The following is a 20,854-nucleotide window of genomic DNA, read 5'->3' as shown; positions in this document are numbered from 1 at the left end:
TAATGCAAGACAATTTATACAACCTGGCTTTTGAACGTTCAATACTTAGTTCAATTGTATTTGAACCTCAGCAATTTGATGAACTAAGCAGTGCTCTGAAAAAAGATGACTTTTATCTTCCTTCTCACCAAGATATCTTTGGTGCAATGACAGTTCTGATGCAAAAAGACCAACCTATTGATGAAGAATTTATAAAAAAAGAACTTATGAGAATCAAGAAGTTTGATGAACAAGTTATGATTGAGATTTTATCGGCAAATCCTATTTCAAACACAAAAGCTTATGTTGATGAAATAAAAGACAAATCACTAAAACGTCATCTTCTAACACTTACAACCGAGATAAAAAGAGTAACCGTAGAAGAAGAACTTCCATCTGCCGAAGTCGTAGATATAGTAGAGAAAAAACTATATGAGATAACTCAGGATAACCAGACAAGTGACTTTAAAGACTCTCCGCAAATGACATATGACACCATGGAGTACATCAAAGAGATGAAGGCTCGCGGTAACAGCGTACTTGTCGGAGTCGATACCGGGTTTCATGAACTAAATAAGATGACAACAGGTTTTGGTAAGGGTGACTTGGTAATCATCGCAGCACGTCCTGCGATGGGTAAGACTTCTTTTATCTTAAACACCGTAAACTCACTTATTTTGCAAGGAAAAGGGGTTGCTTTTTTCTCACTGGAGATGCCGGCAGAACAGTTGATGTTAAGACTTCTTTCTGTTCAGACTTCCATACCTCTTCAAAAACTTCGTGTAGGTGATATGAGTGATGATCAGTGGAGCTCTTTAAACGGAGCAATAGACAGAATGAACTCTGCTAAACTTTATGTTGACGACCAAGGCAGCATCAACATAAATCAGCTTCGCTCAAAACTTAGAAAACTAAAAAACCAGCATCCTGAGATTGAAATAGCTGTAATAGATTACCTTCAGATAATGCAGGGAATCGGTTCTCAAGACAGACACCTGCAAGTATCAGAAATCTCGCGTGGTCTTAAAATGCTCGCCCGTGAACTTGAGATGCCTGTTGTTGCTCTTTCTCAGCTAAACCGCGGACTTGAGTCTAGAAATGACAAACGTCCGATGCTAAGCGATATTCGTGAATCTGGTTCTATCGAGCAGGATGCTGATATTATCCTGTTTGTTTATCGTGATGACGTTTATCTTTACAAAGAAGAAAAAGAGCGTGAAAAAGCTGCAAAAGCCGAAGGTAAAGAGTTTATTTCAGAGTATGTGGAAAAAGAAGAAGAAGATGCAGAGATTATCATAGGCAAACAAAGAAACGGTCCGACAGGTCATGTTAAACTTGTTTTTCAGAAAAAGCTTACTCGTTTTGTGGATGCACAGCCAAAAGCCATTGAGACAACTTATGAGCATATAGACACCAGGTCTGCCAACATAGATATGGGTAATGACACAGTCTCTATGACGACAATCTAGATGAAGTAAAATGACTTTAGAGAGAGTCGAACTTTTTAATAAAAAGGAGTTCCTCTCATTTATACTTCTATCACTCTTTATACTCTCCTACTCTCTACTTATAAACTTTAACAACTACAAAAATCTAACGCGATTTGATACATTCATCATAAATGCGACTGTTTTAAAACAATATCTAAAAACAAAAGACTCAAAAAGTTATCAGGTTCTAAAATTAAAAACAGACGACGGTATCACCTTTTACACAAGTGCTAAAAAATCATTTGAAGATGCCACGGGCAAAGAACTGACACTTGAGATTTATACAAATCATATCTCATTTTATAAGTATATGACAACTTTTTACGCCTATTCACACATAAAAAATATCACTGATATACAAAGCATGAAAAAAAAGTTAAACTCATATATAGCATCTCAACATACGAATAACGGCATAACAAATATTTATCAGGCACTCTTTACTGCTACACCGCTAAACAAAGACCTTCAAACTTCTTTTTCTTTTCTTGGAGTCTCGCATCTATTGGCTATAAGCGGATTTCATTTAGGTGTACTAAGTGCCCTGCTCTTTTTTATTTTAAAACCGATCTACAGCTTTTTTCAAAACAGATATTTTCCATATAGAAACTCAAAATCAGACTTGTTTTTAATGGTTGCGTTTTCATTAGCGGTCTATCTAATATTCTTGGATTCTCCGCCTTCTTTACTTCGTGCTTTAACTATGCTTGTCATAGGTTTTATACTTTATGACAGAGGCATAAAAATTATCTCAATGCAGACTCTTTTACTGACAGTTATACTGCTTATTGCCTTTTTCCCAAAACTGCTATTTTCTCTTGGTTTTTGGCTCTCTGTATCTGGTGTGTTTTATATATTCTTATTTCTCATTCATTTTAAGCATCTGAGCAAAATATGGCAATTTATATTAGTACCGTTTTGGGTATATCTTCTGATGCTGCCGTATTCATTGGTAATCTTTGGGAATTTCAGCATCTATCATCCGCTCTCAATAATCTGGACAACACTCTTTACTCTCTTTTACCCGCTGAGCATATTGTTGCATCTAATAGGTTTTGGGAATTTACTTGACGTAGTATTGGAGAGTTTTGTACTTTTAGGAGAAAATCAGCGGATTACTTTAGCGTTAAACTATACGTGGTTAGTGCTACATGTACTCTTATCGATAATAAGCATTTTTAAAAAAAGTTTCATTTGGATACTACTCTTTATCAGCTTCTCTTTTTTGATATACGCGGTTTATCATATAGCATAGTTTGAGTCCATATATGAAAATAATCCAAGACACATAAATCCATAAAAACAAAAACATCATAATAGCAAAAGAACCATACATAGTAGTATATGCTTTGTTATAAAAGACATACTCTATAAAACCGTTTTTTGAGATGCTAAATACTATTGAGATAATAAACGAGCTTATTAAAGATGCTCTGGGATTTATCTTGGTGTTTGCTCCGATTTGAAAGATAAGAAAAAAGAGAGCCCAGATGATAATATATGGAATAACAGGGAGTATATTCATCCCGGAAGTAAGAGTGTTTGACTTTATCATGATGGCTAGTTGTGCAGTTATATAAAAAGATGCACCCAAAGCTATCGGTGTAAGTGTGAGCATCGTCCAGTAAGTCGTAACAGACTCCCAAAGTGTTCTTGATTTTGCGTGAAAGATTTTATTTGCAATGTATTCAAAGTTCTTGAAAAATAGGAGTGAAGCCACCAAAATCATAATAAGACCTATGACTCCCATCTTTGCCGAGTTTGCTAAAAACCCGTCAATATGTCCCATAACCGCTTCAGAATTTACAGGCATCAGGTTTGAGAAGATAAACGTTTTTATACTCAAATAATGTTCCGCAAACGAAGGCAAAGATGTCAAAAGCGTCAGCATTATAAGCAGCAGAGGAATAATCGTAAAGATGGTATAAAAGCTGAGGGAAGCGGCAAAAAGAGTTAATTCTTTATCGACAAATGTACTTACAAAAAACTTCACATGTCTGTAGATGTATTTAACATCAAATTTACCGCTAATCATAACTCTTTCCTTAGTTTAACCCCATTTTGGCAGGATTTAAAATATTGTTAGGATCAAAAGCCTTTTTAATAGACTTAAAAAGATTCATCTCTTCGTCTGTAAACGCCATTGACATATAAGGTGCCTTTGCAAGACCGATTCCGTGCTCACCACTTAGAGTTCCGCCCAAATCAACAGTTGCCTGAAAAACTTCTTCAATAGCTTGATAAGCAATTTTAACCTGCTCAGGGTCACTTCCATCAACCATAACATTTGTATGGACATTTCCATCACCAGTATGACCAAAACACGGGATATTGATTTGATACTTATCGGCTATTGCATAAAACTTCTCTAGTAGCTCAGGCAGCGCTGAACGAGGTACCGTCACATCCTCGTTTAGTTTTTTACTTCCATAAACACTGAGTGCAGGAGATGCATTACGACGAGCAAACCAGATATCTGCTGCTTCTTTGGCGTCTTTGGCGATTTTAAACTCACTGCATCCGTTTTCAAAGAACACTTTCTCTATTTGAGCTAATTGAAACTGCAGGTCTTCTTCCAGATTCCCATCAACATCTGTTACTAAAAGTGCGCCTGCATCTACAGGCAGACCTTTGTTAAAGGTCTGCTCAACAGCACGGATAGTCAAGTTGTCCAAAAACTCCATGGCAACAGGAGTGATACCGCTTGCCATTGTCTTATAGACTGCTTCCATCGCATCATGAACAGTAGGAAAAATCCCCATTGCCGTTTTGGTAAGTTTTGGTTTTGGAATAAGTCTTAAAGTAATCTCACTTAAAACTGCAAGTGTTCCCTCAGATGCTATAAGAATTCCGCTGATATTGTAACCCGCTACGTCTTTAATAGTACGTTTTCCCGCTTTAATGATGTCACCGTTTGGCAATACCGCACGAGTAGCCATTACATAATCTTTTGTGATTCCGTACTTCGCAGCTCTCATACCGCCGGCGTTCTCACTTACATTTCCACCCAAAGTCGAGTACTCTTGGCTCGCAGGATCCGGCGGATAAAAAAGTCCCACTTCTTCTACGGCACGTTGCAAGTCCATATTGATAACACCCGGCTGAACAATGGCAACCATATTTTTCATATCGATTTCAAGGATCTTGTTCATATGTTTTTCCATAGCCAGGACAATCCCGCCGGAACTCGGAAGTGCACCACCTGTAAAACCGCTACCTGCTCCGCGCGGAACAATGATTATCTTATGTTCGTTACAGTACTTTAAAATCGCACTGATATCTTCTTCGTTTCTTGGAAAGATTACGGCGTCAGGTTCAAAGTGTTCTCTCGTAGCATCGTAAGAATACGCTATTAAGTGCGCTTTATCACTGTAAATATTATCATCTCCGACAATACTGCTGAAATGTTTTAAATGTTTAGCATCAATCATTTTGAAGCCTCCGGTTTAAAATTATTAACTATTTTTTGCAACTCTTTGTTGTCTGGATTTGCCTCTGTTAAAAGTTTATAATAGTATGGTTCATAATAGTCCAATCTACTGCTTCCTTCTCCCCACCACGCGGCATCTATCTCTTCTACTCTAGTATAAAAAGGCAACTGAGTGCTCTCTTGTTTGAGCTGTGCATCTGTTATAGTAAGGATTTTAAAGCTTTTGGCATCTACTGTAAATAGTTTTTTATCTAAATATATAAATGCCAGACCTACGGAAGTAGCAATTGAGAAGTTCGTAAAATCCTCTCTTAGCGGTGTAGGATGTCCGTTAAAAGAAAGAATAGTTGCAAATATATCAGGATGAACCCACTGCAGATTTTTTACACTTTTGGTAATCCTGTGATAGATATCATTGTTTGGAGCTATTAAAAGACCTCTTGTGTATCCAAAAGCCAAGATTGCAGTGTCTCCAACCGTAACATTCCATCTGCCGCTTGGCAAGGCATTGTTTCTTAGGGCGTCATAAGGACTCATCTTAAGAGTCGCTATTTTACTATTAGAATCATAACTGCTAACCACTACATTTTTTAGAATCACTGAATGTTCTTTAGAGATATTATGGGCTATAAAACCGCTCATACCTACATCGATTTTATCTATCTTTATTGTAGCAACACCGTTTTGCTCATCAACACTGATAAGAGGTGATTTCACAACCCCAGCCATAAGTTGTAAGGCAAGCACTAAAATTAAAATTATATACTTCATTAACTCTCTTTTTTTAATTATTATAACGCGATTATAGCAAAGCAAACCTCATACTAAGCCAACTTTTGTTAGAGTTTGCAAATTATTTTAAAAAATTTAATATTTACGGTTATTTAATGCTACGATTTTTTCTACTTTTTTTACTGACAACTACTCTTTTTAGCGCCGAAGTTGAGAGATTTAGATGGCCTAGCGGTGAGACATATCTAATCTTTTTAGAAAAACAAAATCTCCCTGTAAGACGGCTTTACTATGACTTAGACAAAGATGACCAGCAATTAACCGAAGAGATGCGTACAGGTGTTCATTGCCAGATTTTAAAAGATGCCAATGGTGTAATTGAGCAAGTCTTACTGCCTCTTAATGATGAACTTCAAATTCATATATTTAAACACAAAGGGGAGTATCATTTTGAAGCTATTCCTATCATAAGCAATACAAAAACCGAAGCTTTTACTCTTACAATAAACAACTCGCCATACTATGACATTATAAAAGCAACAGGGTCTAAAAAATTGGCACAAATATTTGTGTCAAACTTCAAAAACTCCCTAAATTTTAAAAGAGATCTCAGACAAGGCGACACGCTCATAATGATATATGATCAAAAATATCGTCTTGGACGTCCTTTTTCTATGCCTACACTAAAAGCAGCAATGATAGAGATGCGAAATAAAAAACACTTTATATATCTAAACGATGATGAAAGATATTATGATGAAAGAGGACATGAGGTTGAAGGATTTTTACTTGCTCGTCCGGTGCGCGGAGCTAGATTATCCTCACGTTTCACTAAGAGAAGATTTCATCCTGTTTTGAAAAAGTGGAAAGCTCATTTGGGAATCGACTATGCGGCTAGGCGTGGGACACCGGTCACTGCGGCAGGAAGCGGAAGAATCATATATGCCGCGAGACTCGGAAGCTACGGAAAGCTTGTAAAAATACGTCATGACGATGGGTATGAGACAAGATATGCTCACTTAAAATCATTTCGCAGAGGTATAAGACGAGGAAAATATGTTAAAAAAGGACACACTATAGGTTACGTTGGAAATACAGGTCGTTCAACTGGTCCACACCTTCACTTTGAGCTTAGAAAACATGGTCGTGCTATAAATCCTCTTCGCGTTGTTCAAGTAACAACTAAGAAGTTAAAAGGCAAAGAGATGAAAGCATTTTTAAAATTAAAAGAGAACTATGACCAAAGCGTAGAACTGCATCTTGCCAACAAAACAAACTTTCAAAGACCGCAAAAAGTAGAAAAAGTCTGCTATTTTTATAACGGAGAAAGCTGTGAGTAAAATAGACTCAATAGAAAAACTCTCCAATCCAAGATTTATAAAACCAATCAAAATAAACTATACTCAAAATGAGAAAAAGAAGGTATGGGAAGCAGTCATAAGCCACGACAGTGTTGCCGTACTTCTTTGGCACAGAGACAAAGATGCATTTGTACTCGTAAAACAGCTTCGTGCTACAGTTCTTAATAAAAATAAAATAGACGGGATGATGTATGAACTGTGTGCTGGCATCGTAGATAAAGATACAACAAATGCTCAAATAGCCAAAGAAGAAATTTTAGAAGAGTGCGGTTATGACGTACCTGTGCAAAACTTGGAAAAAATCAGTTCTTTTTACACAAGTGTCGGCATCTCAGGAACTCACCAGACACTATACTATGCTGAGATAGATGAAAGTATGAAAGTCCATGATGGCGGCGGTCTGGAAGAAGAAGAGATAGAAGTGATATATATCCCTACTCATGAATCAAAAGATTTTATGTTTGATGAGAGTTATCAAAAAACCACAGGAGTAATGCTCTCTATCTATTGGTTCTTTGAAAATAAGAAGTAATTAACCGAATTCTATCGGGTCCATATCCACCTCTGCCAAATCAACTTTGCATCTGGATATCGCTTTAATCAAGTCTGTACTTTTGTCTGAGCGAAGAAGTATCTCAAATCTGTACTTGTTTGCAATCCTCTCAACTGCACACTTTCCAAAACCGACTATTTCTATATTTGATATACTTGAGAGCATCGCTTGCATCTTTTTCATCTGCTCCCAGGCCTTTGCTCCGTTTTTATGAGAAAATAAAATGCGACATAGTTTTTTGTATGGAGGATATAAATCTTTTCTGTATATCTTTTCCTCTTCAAGGAACTCTTCATAACTATTCATAAAAGCACTGAAGAATTCTTCGTTGAAACTCTGCACCAATACCTTTGCATTCTTGGCTCTACCGCTTCTACCCGAGACTTGAATAAGTGAAGAAAGTGCCTTTTCTCTAGCCCTGTAATCGCTCATGTTTAGCATATTGTCCATGCCAAGTACAACCGCCAAAGTAACACCGTGATAATCATGCCCCTTGCTCAGCATCTGGGTGCCTATAAGTATGTCAGTCTCATGAGAATTAAATCTCTCAAGAGCTTTTTTGAGCTTGCTTGCCGTGGTTATGGCATCTCTATCAAACTGTTCAATCCTTGCATCTGTAAACTCTTCACTGATCACTTTTACAGCTTCTGCCGTGCCAAGTCGTGAACTGACCAAAGAGGGGCTCCCACACTCGCTGCACGCTTGAGGAATTGCTTGGGTATAGTTGCAGTAGTGACACTTCAGAGCACGAGATTTTTGATGAATACTCATGCCGATACTGCAAAATACACACTGAGTCGTATGACCGCAATCTTGACAAATAAGATATTTAAAATTTGCTCTGGTAGGAACAAAAACAATTGCTTGATTCTTCTCTTGTAAAGTAGTTCTCAAACTATTTAAAATAACTGGGGAAAGACTCTCGAGCGATTTCTCATATATAAACTCTCTGTTGGCACTGTAATACCCGCCTTTAAGTCTAAAGTACGGAAATTTTGTAAACGAGTTCAATGATGGAGTAGCACTTCCCAGAACAACTGGTACGTCATAAAGTTTTCCCATATATATCGCTATATCTCTGGCATTGTAGCGAGGTCTTGAAGATGATTTATAGCTATCATCATGTTCTTCATCTACGACTATCAAACCTAAATCGTTAATAGGAAGAAAAAGAGTTGAACGCGGACCTGCAACTATTTTGGCACTCCCGTCGTAAATCTTTTGGAGTGCTTTTTTCTTTTGCAAAGGAGTTAGTTTTGAGTGCCACATAACAACCGATTCACCAAAATGCTCTTGCAGTCTTTGACTCATTTGAGGTGTTAAAGATATTTCAGGCATCAAAAAAATAGAGCGTTTGTTAGCTGCAATCATCAACTGAAAATATTTCATATATATCTCAGTCTTTCCGCTTCCCGTATCTCCAAAAAGAAGTGAAATTCTACGTTCTTTTAAAAAGTCTAATGCTTCTTCTTGTTTTACAGACAGTGTTATTTCACTTATTTTCTCATTTGCAAATTTATCCAGTTTCACATCTTCTGAGGTAGAACAGGAAGCACTTTCAAAAGGTGTCATAATTCCAAGAGCTTCACCTAAAGAACAGACATAATAAGTTGAGATAAATTTTGCAAGTTCTAGATGTTTTTTTGAGTAAAAGAAGTCACTAATACCGATAATCTCATTTGTTTTAAAATCAGGTTTAGCACATTTTGAGACAATTACAGCCTTTGACTCTCTGTTTCTAATCAGCAGATTAACGACCGAACCGATTTTCAGACTGTGCTCACAATGATATGTAAGAGCAGATAAAGGAGAAGAGAGGATTGTTACTTCATAAAAAAACAAGACAATCCTCTAAATTCTAATTAACTAGGTCGTCGCAAAAATTAGAACCTGCAGTACATGTAAAAGTTCCGTCAGTAGGGTCATATGAAAATTGTGTGTTGGTATTTTGTACTCTAAACTGATAAGTACCGCTTCCTGCCGTAGCACTCCAGTTACCATTTGCCACTTTATTTACTTCAGGATACATTAAAACACCGCCAAATAAACCACCGTTATCTAACTGTTTATAAGTTTGTGAATTACATGTATATGTACCGGTTCCATTTGGTATATAACTAGGGCAACCCACTATTAGTCTAGCTTGTCTCTCACTGACTATTGCAGAACGAATGGAGGCTATATCTGCACGACCTTTTGTTATCTCTGCATCTGTACGTGTCGCAGCAAATCTAGGAATAGCAACGGCTGCCAAGATGCCCAATACCACTATAACAAATACCATCTCTATCACTGTAAAAGCATTTTTGGATTTTTGCATAGAAGCCCCCTTGAAAAAATATTTAGATTATTTCATCTACTATATTAACATTATTTTGATTGTTTTTGTTTAAAGTTTATGAAAGTTTTAGAAGAATATAAAAGGATAAAGTACGCATTCCCAAGCGGGAGCTTGGGAACGAGTAGGAAATATCATTTCTATTAACATCTGCATTCCCAAGTAAAACTTATGGAATGAGTAAAAATCTTATCTAGCAACAGCTGTACCACCGAATTGGTGAGTTGTAACATTAGCTGCAGTAGCTGCAGAAATTACACCACTATCAACTAACATTCCATATACTGGTGCAGATATAGTAGCTGGACAATCAGCAGCGGCATTTGCGGTATTTGTAACAGTAACATTACCATCAGCTGTAGTAGCGAAAGTCACACAAGGTGCTTCAGCATTTGCCATAGCTGCGGTATAGTTAGTAAATGCCCCCTGAGATGTAAACTCAGCTCCAAGATTTTTAAGTGCAGTAGTTGTACTTGCAACCTGATTAGTGATTGTAGCATCATCACGTGTAGCTGCAAGTCTTGGAATAGCAACAGCAGCTAAAATACCTAAAATAACGATAACAAAGATCAACTCGATCATAGTAAAACCAGCTCTTTTCATAAGAGACTCCTTGAATTAAAAAAATGGGCTACTCTAGTAACCTTATAACAATTATCCGTCAGACAACATTAAACTTTGCTTAAAATGGTATATTTTATTGTTATTATTTATTTTGTTATATAAAAACAATACATTTAAAATAACAATTGGTTTTTTGGAACTATACTTGCTTGTATATAAATAACTTAAAAAAGGAGTTAATATGAGCATTGAAATATCACGTACGCATGGCCTAATTTCTGATGCACTTGATTACAGAGCGATGAGACAAGATATGATATCATCAAACATTGCAAATGCTGATACTCCTTTTTACAGACCAAGAGATATAAGCTTTGCTGATGCCTTAGCTACAAAGAAAGCTGAGCTTTTAGATGAGCGAAGCGATAAACTTGCTTTGGCTCAAACTAACGGTGCCCATATTCCTCTGCACAATGAAAAAGGCAACTACAAGCCTACAACTTTTTTTAGAGACGGACATATGGCACGAAATGACGGAAACAGTGTTGATTTAGATGTTGAGACAACAGAGATGAGTAAAAACTCCGTGATGTTCAACGCTCTGATTCAGGCAAATAAAAAAGATAGCATGATTTTTAAAAGTGTTATAGAAGCTTCGGCAAAAGTAAGTTAATTTAGTTGAGAAAAGGAAAAAACGATGTCATTTTTAAGCAGTTTTGATATTAGCGGTTACGGACTAAGTGCTCAGCGTGTCCGTGTAAATACCATTTCTCAGAATATCGCAAATGCCCAGACAACAAGAACGGAAGAAGGCGGTCCTTACAGAAGAAAAGAAGTTGTTTTTAAAGCTATCGACTTTAATGAACAGTTTAATAAAGCTATGGGTAAGATGACTGAAAGTGCAAAATACGAGGATCCTTTGAATGAAGGTGAATTTGGCAAAAAGGTAAATCCTGCTATAATGAGTGTAGTGGTAGACAAGATTTCTAGAGATGACAGCGAGCCAAAGATGAAGTTTGACCCGTCACACCCAGATGCGGATACAAATGGCTACGTTGCCTATCCAAATATTAATCCTGTTATCGAAATGGCCGATTTGGTAGAAGCGACTCGTTCTTATCAGGCAAATGTAGCTGCATTTGAGAGTTCGAAAAGTATGGCAAACTCTGCAATTTCACTATTGCAGTAAAAGAGGGTAAAGTATTATGAGTGAATTTGGAAAAATTGACGGCTTATCAGGAACATCGACAGCTGAACTTTTAAAACAAAAAAGTAAAGCTGCGAGTGGCGGTGAAGCCTTTGCCGAGCATTTAAAATCGGCGCTAAATGAAGTAAATGATATTCAAGAGACAAGTGAAAAGGCTATCGGAGACATGGCTACAGGTCAGGTTAAAGACCTTCATCAGGCAGCTCTTGCAATCGGAAAAGCTGAAACAAGTATGAAACTTATGCTTGAAATCAGAAATAAAGCTCTTAGCGCCTATAAAGAGCTAGGCAGAACACAAATATAATTTAATAGCTGTACAAACAATCTTTAGCTTTTAGAGAAGCTAAAGAGATTAATCACTTCATCAACATAAAATGTTATAATCCCTTTAAAAATACAGATAAGTGTAACCTAATGCAAAGCCAAAATAAAAGCAAAAAAATATTTCTTCTCTATACACTTATAAGCATCGGGTTTTTAATCTTCTTAAGCGTAATGCTGCTGACGGTTTTAAAATACCGTGATCTGCCCTCTTTATATACAAAGAACTCTTCAAAAGCACAAAGAGGCTCTATTATCAGTGCTGACGGCTTTCATATTGCAACAACAAAAAAACTCTATAAAGCTGTTGTTAACACCCACTATATTGACCCTCAAAAGATGCAACTCTTTGTTGAACTCTTTAGCATCTACTCAGGAATCAACTCACAAGATATAAAAAAAAGATTAGCAAAAAGAAAAGGCGTTGTTGTTCTGAGCTACGACATTCCTGAAAAAAGAGCTCAATATCTAAAAAATCTAGCCTATGAGTTAAGACGTTATAAAGTCTTTGTTGAGAGAAAAAATCCTCGTACCGGTCAAACTACTCTTCATGGGTTAAGCATTATAGAGAGCGGTGAAAGCAGAGAGTACCCTTACGGAGATCTTTTAACCCCTATCATCGGTTACCCTCATAAATTAGAAGAAGACGGCTACACGCATATTAAAGGGGTAAAAGGGATTGAGAGAAAATTTGAAGAAGCACTAGGAGCCCGTCAAGATGAAATAAGTCAGGGAAAAAGAGATGTAAACGGTTACATAATACTAAACAAAGAGAGTTTCTCAAAACCAAATATAAACGGCCTTGATGTTAAACTAAACATTCCTGTAGGACTTCAGATAAGAATAGAAAAAATGCTCGACTCAATGAAAGAAGAACTCGAAGCAAAACAGATTATGATGGCAATAATGAACTCCAAAAACGGCAAGATAATCACACTGGCAAGTTCAAACAGATTTTTGCCAAAAGATATTAAAAGAAGCGATTATCCTTCATTAAACAGTGCTATGACAGAGTATAGTTTCGAACCCGGGAGTGTCATAAAAACAATAACTTTTTCTCTGCTTCTTGATAAAAATCTTATAAATCCGTACGATTTGGTAAATGGCCATAACGGCCGTTTTAAAATTGGCAGAAAAGTCATAACTGATGAACATAAGTTTGACTGGCTAAGTGCTGAGAATGTCATAGTGCATTCATCAAACATCGGTATCGCTCAACTGGCACAAAAATTAAGCGGTAGTGAGTTTTACGAAGGTCTTAAAAAATTCGGGTTTTCACAAAAATCTACACCTGATTTGATATATGAAAAAAAAGGTTCCATTCCCAGCAGTACTCGTCTTAACAACGAAATCTATAAGGCAACCTGTTCATACGGTTACGGAATGCAGGCAAACCTCATGCAGCTAATTCGTGCATATAGTGCATTCAATAATAACGGAAGAATAATTACGCCAAAGATTGTTAGTAACTTCATAGATGCAAGAGGCAGTGATATTCCAATTGAAAGTGAAGAACAAGTTCAAGTCATAAAAAGCTCTACGGCCAACAGAGTAAAAAAGATTTTAATAAAAACAGTAAATGAGGGAACCGGTAGAAAAACAAAAACACCTGGTTTGATTATAGGCGGAAAAACGGGAACCGCGCATATAGTCGAAGAAGGAAAATATGTAAACAGATATAACACGGCATTTTTAGGTTTTGCCAATGATTTGCAAAACAAATACACAATGGGTGTAATTGTCATACAACCAAAAAGCAGCCAATTTGCAGCTCAAACCGCTGTTCCTGTTTTTAAAAATGCTGTGGATATTATGGTTGATGAGGGTTACTTAAAGCCAAATATTATCGAGTAATCTCGTAGTGCCCACTCTAGCTTCTACCAATATAATGCTATTTCCTATCTCAACTTTTTTAATTATCTCAAAATCACGGTTTAATATCTCGACATAAGATACTTCTAACGGCGAAAGTATCTCTCTCATCTTTTTTAAAATCTCTTCAACCTCTACTACATTTTGAGTTAACATCTTCGCACCTAACTGAAGCGATGAAGAGATTTTAAGTGCTTCTTGTCTCTCTTCTTTGGATAAATAGACATTTCTACTGCTAAGTGCCAAGCCGTCACTCTCTCTTACTGTATCAACCGCGACTATCTCCACACTCATAAAAAAGTGTTTAACCATCAGACTTATAAGATTTAATTGTTGTGCGTCTTTTTTACCAAAATATGCCCTAGTCGGCTCAACAATGTTTAAAAGCTTCATAACAACTGTTAAAACGCCGTTAAAATGCCCAGGTCTGCTTGTTCCTTCTAAAACATATCCACGAACAATCGGGGCTAAAATGCTGACTTCATCATTGCCGTACATATCTTTTGCTTCTGGAAAGAATAAAATATCGACTCCGCCAATCTCACAAATCTTTTTATCTGCATCATATTTTTTAGGATATTTATCTAAATCTTCACCTTTTAAAAATTGTGTAGGATTTACAAATATAGATACAACAACTATATCATTGTTTTTTCTAGCTTCTCTGATAAGAGAAATATGCCCTTCATGCAAAGCACCCATTGTCGGTACAAAGCCTACACTTTGCTTTACTTGAAAACCATCGGTTTCTCTTTTATCTTTTAAGTACTCTTTTAGTTCCAATGGATTGGAAATAATCTTCATATATTTTGCCTTGGTGTGTTATAATCGCAATTATACAATACATTTCTCTGAGATTTTGAAAAATCTCAAGCTTTAGTCGCCTCAGCGGCGCAAGCGAAGCAAAAGGAATTACTTTTTTTTTGCGGGACTAACTTAATGGAACAACTTTATGGATAACTACGAATATACAGAACTCTTAAAAAGCTTAAAACTAAAAATGGACAATATTACAGGTGTAGTTGAACCTGATAAATTACAAACAAGACTTGATGAAATAGAAGAACTGGAAAATGACCAAGAGTTTTGGAATGATGCCGATAATGCTGCAAAAATCCAAAAAGAAAAAACTCAATGCCAAAGAAAACTGGACAAATATTCAGTGGCCAAAGATGCGATTACAGATGCTATAGAACTTTACGAAATGGCAAAAGAAGAAAATGATGAAGAGTCTATACAATCTTGCTTTGATGATTCAAGTGAGCTTGAACAACTAATACTTAATATGGAAATTGAAGTACTTTTAAGCGGTGAAACTGACTCAAACAATGCCATCCTCTCTATTCATCCAGGAGCCGGCGGTACAGAGAGCCAAGACTGGGCTTCCATGCTGCTTCGTATGTATAAGAGATGGGCTGAAAGACACGATTTCAGTGTGGAAGTCCTTGACTACCAAGTTGGTGATGAAGCCGGGATAAAAGATGCCTCAATACTGATTAAAGGCGAAAATGCTTATGGGTACTTAAAAGTGGAAAACGGCATCCACAGGCTTGTACGCATCTCACCTTTTGATTCTAATGCAAAAAGACACACTTCTTTTAGCTCTGTGATGGTATCTCCTGAGATAGACGATAATATTAATATAGTAGTCGAAGACAAAGATATCCGCATAGACACATATCGTGCAAGCGGTGCAGGTGGACAACATGTCAACAAAACAGAATCTGCCATCAGAATAACCCACCTAAAAACAAATGTAATAGTCCAATGTCAAAATGACAGAAGCCAGCATAAGAATAAAGCAACTGCTATGAAGATGCTAAAGTCACGTCTTTATGAGCTAGAACTCGAAACTCAAAAAGCAGAAGCGGCAGGAATTGCAAAAAGTGAGATAGGATGGGGGCACCAGATTCGTTCATATGTTATGCAGCCGTATCAACAAGTCAAAGATACCAGAAGCAATGAAGCATACTCTAACATATCGGGTATACTAGACGGCGATATTGATAAGATGATTGAGGGAGTTCTGATTTCTCAGAATAAGCAATAGTATTTTCGCTTATTCTTGAACTTTATCTTTTTTTATAAAGCTGTATCCAAAAAAGCCAACACCCATAAGCATTGCTATTATAGTTAGATACTGCATCTGCTTTGCTCTGGTGTTTTTAAACTCTTCAAGATATTTTGAAGTATCTTTTTCCTGTGGTTTGCTTGAACCACTTCCACTTCCTTTAGCAACTACAGCTTCCATTCTTGCTACATTTGCTGCAGCAATTTCATTTTGTGTAAAGCCTTCTTTTGGAGTAACCCAAAAATGTATAACAAACCCTATAAGAAGCATCAAAATACCGACACTTCTAAATATAAGTATTTTATATTTTTTTAAAAATTCCAAAATTTACCCTTAGTTTACTAATTGTAATGCAAATTATGTCAAAATCACAATATGAATCTACTTAAAGAATTTTCACTCGATGACAAATGTTCATATATAGCTGATCTAAAACAGACAACTCATTATAAAGTCATAGATGATTGCGATGCCGTGCAATGCCAAGAGTTAATTGAGAGAGGCTATAGAAGATTCGGTAAAATGTATTTTAGACCGATCTGTGCTCACTGTGATGAATGTAAAAGTATTAAAATAGATGTTAAAAACTTTAAATTTTCCAAATCTCAAAAAAGGGTTATAAAAAAAGCTTCTTTTATAAAAAGCTATATACAAACACCATCTATGACTCAGGAACATCTTGATCTGTTTGAGAAATATCATCTTTATATGAAAGAAAAAAAAGAGTGGGATTATAACAAAACTGATCCTCAGAGCTACTACAGCTCTTTTGTAAACGGGCATAATGGCTTTGGTTATGAAATACTATATTACGATGAAGATAAGTTAATAGGCGTAGATTTAATTGATATATTGCAAGACGGTATATCTTCAATATATTTTTACTATGATCCTGATTATTCAAAATATGGACTTGGCAAACTTTCTCTTCTTTATCAAATAAAATTTGCTGCAACACAAAACAAAGAATGGATATATCTTGGCTATTATGTAAAAGGGTGCTCTTCCCTTTCATACAAGGCAGATTATAGACCTTTTTTAACACTAAAGGGAAGGCCTAAAGAAGACGAAGAATTTAATTGGGTTTAGTTAACTCTTCTACTTGTTCTTTTCGAATCTCTTTCTTTTTTTTCATCACTTCTTCTTCTAAAGCTTTTTGTATTGACTCTTGTTTAGCTTTATCGTTTCTTCGTATACGTTTTATTTTTGCTTCTTGAATCTGTTTTTTTGTAAGCACTGCTTTTTTTGTTGTCTCTTGCTGTTTCATAAGCATTTTATCTTCATCTAAATATTTCTGTATCACTCCGGTGGCTTCCATCTCTGTGCTATGAGCAAAATAATACTCTAATATCTTGTCTTTATATTTTTTAGTGTCAATTAGCTCGGAATTGAGAGTTTGTAAAAACAGCTCATTATCTTGTGTTAGCATTGAAGATTCAAATAAATTCATTGTAGTTCTTTTAAAGAAATCATTTGTTTTAGAGAGTTCTCTAAGTTTTTCAAGATACTCTTTTTTATCTTTTGTCTTATCTCCCGCTTCTATTGCATACGCTATATCTTTAGCTTTGTAAACTTCTTTTATATAAGCATCAATTTTACCTTCAAACTGAGAAAATTTGGGTATATATTTTAGTTTTTCGATTTTTTCTACATTGTCATATATGACATCCCCCAATGCAGCATAGACCTGCGGATTTTTGAAAGAAAGTCTTTGTTCTTTAAAAGCACCCGGCTCATTTTGAGCTACTAAAAGTGTTGCTAAAATGGATAAGATAATTGCTTTGATCATAAAATTTCCATAAGATTGATTTTTCATATTATATCAAAATAATGATGACAGTGTTTTGTATATAAAATTTGATTATTAAATATATATATGTGGAGTTTAATTGTTTTTTAGAGATACTCCCGCAAATGGGGAGTAAGGCAAGTTTATTAGCCGTTTCTCTTTTTAATGATCTCTTCAGATACATTTCTTGGAACTTCTTCATAATGATGGAATTCCATTGAGTAAGTAGCACGTCCTTGAGTTGCAGAACGAAGGTCAGTAGAATAACCGAACATCTCAGCAAGAGGAACATAAGCATCAACAATTTTGTTACCTGAACGGTCACCCATGTTGTTTACTTGACCACGACGACGGTTAAGGTCACCGATAACATCACCCATGAAATCTTCAGGAACTTCAACTTCAACTTTCATCATTGGCTCTAAGATTGATGGATTAGCTTTACGACAACCCTCTTTGAAACCCATTGATGCAGCAAGTTTAAATGCCATCTCATTTGAATCGACATCATGGAATGAACCATCATATAGTGTTACTTCAACATCTTCCATCGGATAACCTGCAAGAACACCATTTTTCATAGTCTCTTCACAACCTTTTTCAACAGCTGGAATATATTCTTTAGGAATAGCTCCACCTTTGATCTCATTATGAAAAATATAACCGCTATCCGGAGCACCCGGTTTGATTCTAAGGTATACGTGACCGAATTGACCACGACCACCAGATTGTTTAGCATATTTATATTCTTGCTCAACTTCAGTTTTGATTGACTCACGGTAAGAAACCTGTGGAGCACCAACTTCTGCTTCAACTTTGAATTCTCTTTTCATTCTATCAACAAGGATCTCAAGGTGTAACTCACCCATTCCCGAAATAATAGTCTGACCTGTCTCTTCATCAGTGTGAACTCTGAAAGACGGATCTTCAGCAGCAAGTTTACTTAGGGCGATACCCATTTTTTCTTGGTCAGCTTTAGTTTTTGGCTCAACTGCAACAGAGATAACCGGCTCTGGGAAGTCCATTCTCTCAAGAACAACTTTCTCGTCACCTTGACATAGAGTATCACCAGTAGTAGTTGATTTAAGACCAACAACAGCACCGATTTCACCTGCATATATCTCTTTTACTTCTTCACGTTTGATAGCATGCATTTTAACGATACGGCCAATTCTCTCTTTTTTATCTTTAGTAGAGTTGTGAACAAATGAACCTGCTTCTAATGAACCACGGTAAACACGAATAAAAGTTAATACACCAACAAAAGGGTCAGTCATGATTTTGAAAGCTAGTGCTGCAAAGTCACCGTCATCAGTTGACGGAACAGCTACTTCTACTTCTTCATCATCCATCAAAGTACCCATAATAGCAGGTGACTCAACTGGAGATGGTAAGTAAGCAACAACAGCGTCAAGTAAAGTCTGAACACCTTTGTTTTTAAATGCTGTACCGGCAGTCATCGGTACTATATGCATACCGATTGTAGCTGCTTTAATACCTTCAATGATTTCTTCTTGAGTAAGTTCTTCACCCTCTAAATATTTTTCAGCAAGTTCTTCATTTCCGTCAGCTTCAGAGATTGATTCAATCATCTTTTCACGATACTCTTGTGCTAATTCTTCCATATCTGCAGGAATATCTTCAACGTGGTAGTTAGAACCCATTGCAGCATCTATGTCCCACACGATAGCTTTCATTTGAACGATGTCAACAACACCGGCAAAGTTCTCTTCAGCACCGATTGGTAATTGAATTGGAACCGGATTACCCTTTAAACGATCACGGATTTGACGCTCAACTTCATAGAAATCTGCACCAGTTCTGTCCATTTTGTTAACGAAAACGATTGAAGGAACTTTATAACGGTTACGTTGTCTCCAAACTGTTTCTGATTGAGGTTGAACACCACCAACAGCACAGAATACTGAAACAGCACCGTCAAGTACACGCATAGAACGCTCAACTTCAATAGTGAAGTCAACGTGGCCCGGAGTATCGATAATATTAATCTGTTTACCAGCCCACTCACAAGTTGTTGCAGCAGAAGTAATCGTAATACCACGCTCTTGCTCTTGTTCCATCCAGTCCATAGTAGCAGCACCATCATGAACTTCACCAATTTTATGCTCAACACCAGTATAGAATAAAATTCTTTCTGTTGTAGTTGTTTTACCTGCATCAATGTGAGCAGCAATACCGATGTTTCTTACATCATTTAATTTATGAGATCTTGCCATAATTTATCCTATTACCAACGGTAATGAGCAAATGCTTTATTAGCTTCTGCCATACGGTAAGTATCTTCTTTTTTCTTAAATGCATTACCTTTATCTGATGATGCATCCATTAATTCATTTGCTAATCTCTCAGCCATAGTTCTTTCATTTCTCTTGCGAGCAGAATCAATTAACCATCTGATAGATAATGATAGTTGACGTACCGGGCGTACTTCTACTGGAACTTGATAAGTAGCACCACCAACACGGCGACTTTTTACTTCAATAATTGGTTTAATATTCTCAATAGCTTCATTAAATGTATCTATACCAGTTTTTTCACCACGTGAGCTAATGATGTCCATTGCACTATAAATGATTTTTTCTGCTGTAGATTTTTTACCATCTAACATAATTTTATTTATAAACTTCGTTAAAACTTTGCTTCCATAAACTGGGTCAGGCATAATTTCACGAACGGGAGCTTTTCTTCTTCTCATTTAGAATTTCCTTTTTCTTCAATTTTTTCAAATTTACTCAAAATAAACTACTTAAAGTTTATCCTGTAGCTACTTGAACATTCTAGTCTTATGACTATTTTTTAGGTCTCTTAGTTCCGTATTTAGAACGAGCAACCATACGATTAGCAACACCTGCAGTATCTAATGCACCACGAACGATGTGATACTTAACACCAGGTAAATCTTTGATACGACCACCACGAACAAGAACGATTGAGTGCTCTTGAAGGTTATGACCCTCACCACCGATATAAGAAATAACTTCAAAGCCTGAAGTTAATCTAACTTTTGCAACTTTTCTTAAAGCCGAGTTAGGTTTTTTTGGTGTAGTTGTGTAAACACGAGTACAAACACCACGACGCTGTGGACACGATACAAGAGCTGGTGATTTTGATTTTTTAATCACTTTT

General features: G+C 36.4%; 22 protein-coding genes. 10 read left to right on the top strand and 12 right to left on the bottom strand.

The genetic code is table 11. The features are described 5' to 3' along the window. Window positions 1-2 precede the first annotated feature (2 nt). Together ABYK18_RS09415 and ABYK18_RS09410 are read left to right on the top strand one after the other, a co-directional pair. Entirely contained in the window at window positions 3-1,448 is a 1,446-nt protein-coding gene (locus ABYK18_RS09415; protein ID WP_373036418.1) for a replicative DNA helicase, read from the top strand. A gap of 10 nt (window positions 1,449-1,458) precedes the next feature. After that, window positions 1,459-2,724 carry a ComEC/Rec2 family competence protein gene (locus tag ABYK18_RS09410; protein ID WP_373036417.1) on the top strand — a complete coding sequence of 422 codons (1,266 nt, stop codon included), beginning with the start codon at window positions 1,459-1,461 and terminating at the stop codon, window positions 2,722-2,724. On the opposite strand, the gene ABYK18_RS09405 is transcribed toward ABYK18_RS09410, so the two are convergent. From ABYK18_RS09405 to ABYK18_RS09395, 3 genes are read right to left on the bottom strand one after another with little or no spacing between them, the layout of a single operon-like run. Further along, window positions 2,671-3,504, bottom strand: coding sequence for a YihY family inner membrane protein (locus ABYK18_RS09405; protein ID WP_373036416.1), 834 nt, complete (start codon window positions 3,502-3,504; stop codon window positions 2,671-2,673). The genes ABYK18_RS09410 and ABYK18_RS09405 overlap by 54 nt on opposite strands. 10 nt (window positions 3,505-3,514) lie before the next feature. Next, window positions 3,515-4,900, bottom strand: a complete 1,386-nt coding sequence (locus ABYK18_RS09400) for an FAD-linked oxidase C-terminal domain-containing protein (protein ID WP_373036415.1) — start codon at window positions 4,898-4,900, stop codon at window positions 3,515-3,517. Further along, window positions 4,897-5,670, bottom strand: coding sequence for a plasminogen-binding N-terminal domain-containing protein (locus ABYK18_RS09395; protein ID WP_373036414.1), 774 nt, complete (start codon window positions 5,668-5,670; stop codon window positions 4,897-4,899). Before ABYK18_RS09395 ends, ABYK18_RS09400 begins: the two co-directional genes overlap by 4 nt. A 116-nt stretch (window positions 5,671-5,786) precedes the next feature. Here ABYK18_RS09395 and ABYK18_RS09390 point away from each other — a divergent pair, with 116 nt between their 5' ends. Both ABYK18_RS09390 and ABYK18_RS09385 read left to right on the top strand, forming a co-directional pair. Beyond that, window positions 5,787-6,971 (top strand): peptidoglycan DD-metalloendopeptidase family protein, encoded by a 1,185-nt coding sequence (locus ABYK18_RS09390; RefSeq protein ID WP_373036413.1) that lies wholly within the window; start codon window positions 5,787-5,789, stop codon window positions 6,969-6,971. Next, a complete protein-coding gene (locus tag ABYK18_RS09385) occupies window positions 6,964-7,524 on the top strand; it encodes an NUDIX domain-containing protein (protein ID WP_373036412.1) in 561 nt (186 codons plus the stop codon). The genes ABYK18_RS09390 and ABYK18_RS09385 overlap by 8 nt, the downstream gene beginning before the upstream one ends. On the opposite strand, the gene ABYK18_RS09380 is transcribed toward ABYK18_RS09385, so the two are convergent. The 3 genes from ABYK18_RS09380 to ABYK18_RS09370 all read right to left on the bottom strand — a co-directional run bounded on the left by ABYK18_RS09380 (window position 7,525) and on the right by ABYK18_RS09370 (window position 10,486). Beyond that, window positions 7,525-9,387 carry a primosomal protein N' gene (locus ABYK18_RS09380; protein ID WP_373036411.1) on the bottom strand — a complete coding sequence of 621 codons (1,863 nt, stop codon included), beginning with the start codon at window positions 9,385-9,387 and terminating at the stop codon, window positions 7,525-7,527. A gap of 16 nt (window positions 9,388-9,403) precedes the next feature. Then, window positions 9,404-9,865: a type II secretion system protein gene (locus ABYK18_RS09375; RefSeq protein ID WP_373036410.1), complete on the bottom strand. Its 462-nt coding sequence runs from the start codon at window positions 9,863-9,865 to the stop codon at window positions 9,404-9,406. A gap of 207 nt (window positions 9,866-10,072) precedes the next feature. Then, window positions 10,073-10,486, bottom strand: coding sequence for a type II secretion system protein (locus tag ABYK18_RS09370; protein ID WP_373036409.1), 414 nt, complete (start codon window positions 10,484-10,486; stop codon window positions 10,073-10,075). Window positions 10,487-10,688: 202 nt separating this feature from the next. Between ABYK18_RS09370 and flgB the strand changes: the two genes are divergently transcribed. From flgB to ABYK18_RS09350, 4 genes are all read left to right on the top strand, one after another. Continuing rightward, window positions 10,689-11,120, top strand: coding sequence for a flagellar basal body rod protein FlgB (gene flgB, locus ABYK18_RS09365; RefSeq protein ID WP_373036408.1), 432 nt, complete (start codon window positions 10,689-10,691; stop codon window positions 11,118-11,120). Window positions 11,121-11,144: 24 nt separating this feature from the next. Then, complete coding sequence (gene flgC, locus ABYK18_RS09360) at window positions 11,145-11,636, top strand: flagellar basal body rod protein FlgC (protein ID WP_373036407.1); 492 nt, start codon at window positions 11,145-11,147, stop codon at window positions 11,634-11,636. Window positions 11,637-11,652: 16 nt separating this feature from the next. Continuing rightward, window positions 11,653-11,958, top strand: a complete 306-nt coding sequence (fliE, locus tag ABYK18_RS09355; protein ID WP_373036406.1) for a flagellar hook-basal body complex protein FliE — start codon at window positions 11,653-11,655, stop codon at window positions 11,956-11,958. A gap of 110 nt (window positions 11,959-12,068) precedes the next feature. Continuing rightward, the gene (locus ABYK18_RS09350; protein ID WP_373036405.1) at window positions 12,069-13,829 is read left to right on the top strand and encodes a peptidoglycan D,D-transpeptidase FtsI family protein; all 1,761 of its coding nucleotides are present in this window, start codon (window positions 12,069-12,071) and stop codon (window positions 13,827-13,829) included. Here ABYK18_RS09350 and panC read toward each other — a convergent pair. Continuing rightward, window positions 13,806-14,651, bottom strand: a complete 846-nt coding sequence (panC, locus tag ABYK18_RS09345; protein ID WP_373036404.1) for a pantoate--beta-alanine ligase — start codon at window positions 14,649-14,651, stop codon at window positions 13,806-13,808. The two genes, ABYK18_RS09350 and panC, sit on opposite strands and share 24 nt — an antisense overlap. Before the next feature lie 148 nt (window positions 14,652-14,799). Here panC and prfB point away from each other — a divergent pair, with 148 nt between their 5' ends. Further along, on the top strand, window positions 14,800-15,897 hold the full coding sequence (prfB, locus tag ABYK18_RS09340) for a peptide chain release factor 2 (RefSeq protein ID WP_373036403.1): 1,098 nt from the start codon (window positions 14,800-14,802) through the stop codon (window positions 15,895-15,897). 9 nt (window positions 15,898-15,906) lie between these two features. On the opposite strand, the gene ABYK18_RS09335 is transcribed toward prfB, so the two are convergent. Next, window positions 15,907-16,242: a hypothetical protein gene (locus tag ABYK18_RS09335; protein ID WP_373036402.1), complete on the bottom strand. Its 336-nt coding sequence runs from the start codon at window positions 16,240-16,242 to the stop codon at window positions 15,907-15,909. 51 nt (window positions 16,243-16,293) lie between these two features. Here ABYK18_RS09335 and ABYK18_RS09330 point away from each other — a divergent pair, with 51 nt between their 5' ends. Beyond that, entirely contained in the window at window positions 16,294-17,007 is a 714-nt protein-coding gene (locus tag ABYK18_RS09330; protein WP_373036401.1) for an arginyltransferase, read from the top strand. Here the strand turns inward: ABYK18_RS09330 and ABYK18_RS09325 are convergent. The 4 genes from ABYK18_RS09325 to rpsL all read right to left on the bottom strand — a co-directional run. Then, a complete protein-coding gene (locus tag ABYK18_RS09325; RefSeq protein ID WP_373036400.1) occupies window positions 16,994-17,707 on the bottom strand; it encodes a hypothetical protein in 714 nt (237 codons plus the stop codon). The two genes, ABYK18_RS09330 and ABYK18_RS09325, sit on opposite strands and share 14 nt — an antisense overlap. Window positions 17,708-17,853: 146 nt before the next feature. After that, window positions 17,854-19,944: an elongation factor G gene (fusA, locus tag ABYK18_RS09320; protein ID WP_373036399.1), complete on the bottom strand. Its 2,091-nt coding sequence runs from the start codon at window positions 19,942-19,944 to the stop codon at window positions 17,854-17,856. A gap of 11 nt (window positions 19,945-19,955) precedes the next feature. Continuing rightward, window positions 19,956-20,423: a 30S ribosomal protein S7 gene (gene rpsG / locus ABYK18_RS09315; RefSeq protein WP_294963214.1), complete on the bottom strand. Its 468-nt coding sequence runs from the start codon at window positions 20,421-20,423 to the stop codon at window positions 19,956-19,958. A gap of 94 nt (window positions 20,424-20,517) precedes the next feature. Then, window positions 20,518-20,854 (bottom strand): 30S ribosomal protein S12 (gene rpsL / locus ABYK18_RS09310; RefSeq protein WP_373004617.1); only part of this gene is annotated, 337 nt, incomplete at its 5' end.

This window comes from Sulfurimonas sp. (assembly GCF_041563495.1).
Taxonomy (GTDB): Bacteria; Campylobacterota; Campylobacteria; order Campylobacterales; family Sulfurimonadaceae; genus Sulfurimonas.
This window is presented reverse-complemented; position numbering and strand designations above follow the sequence as displayed.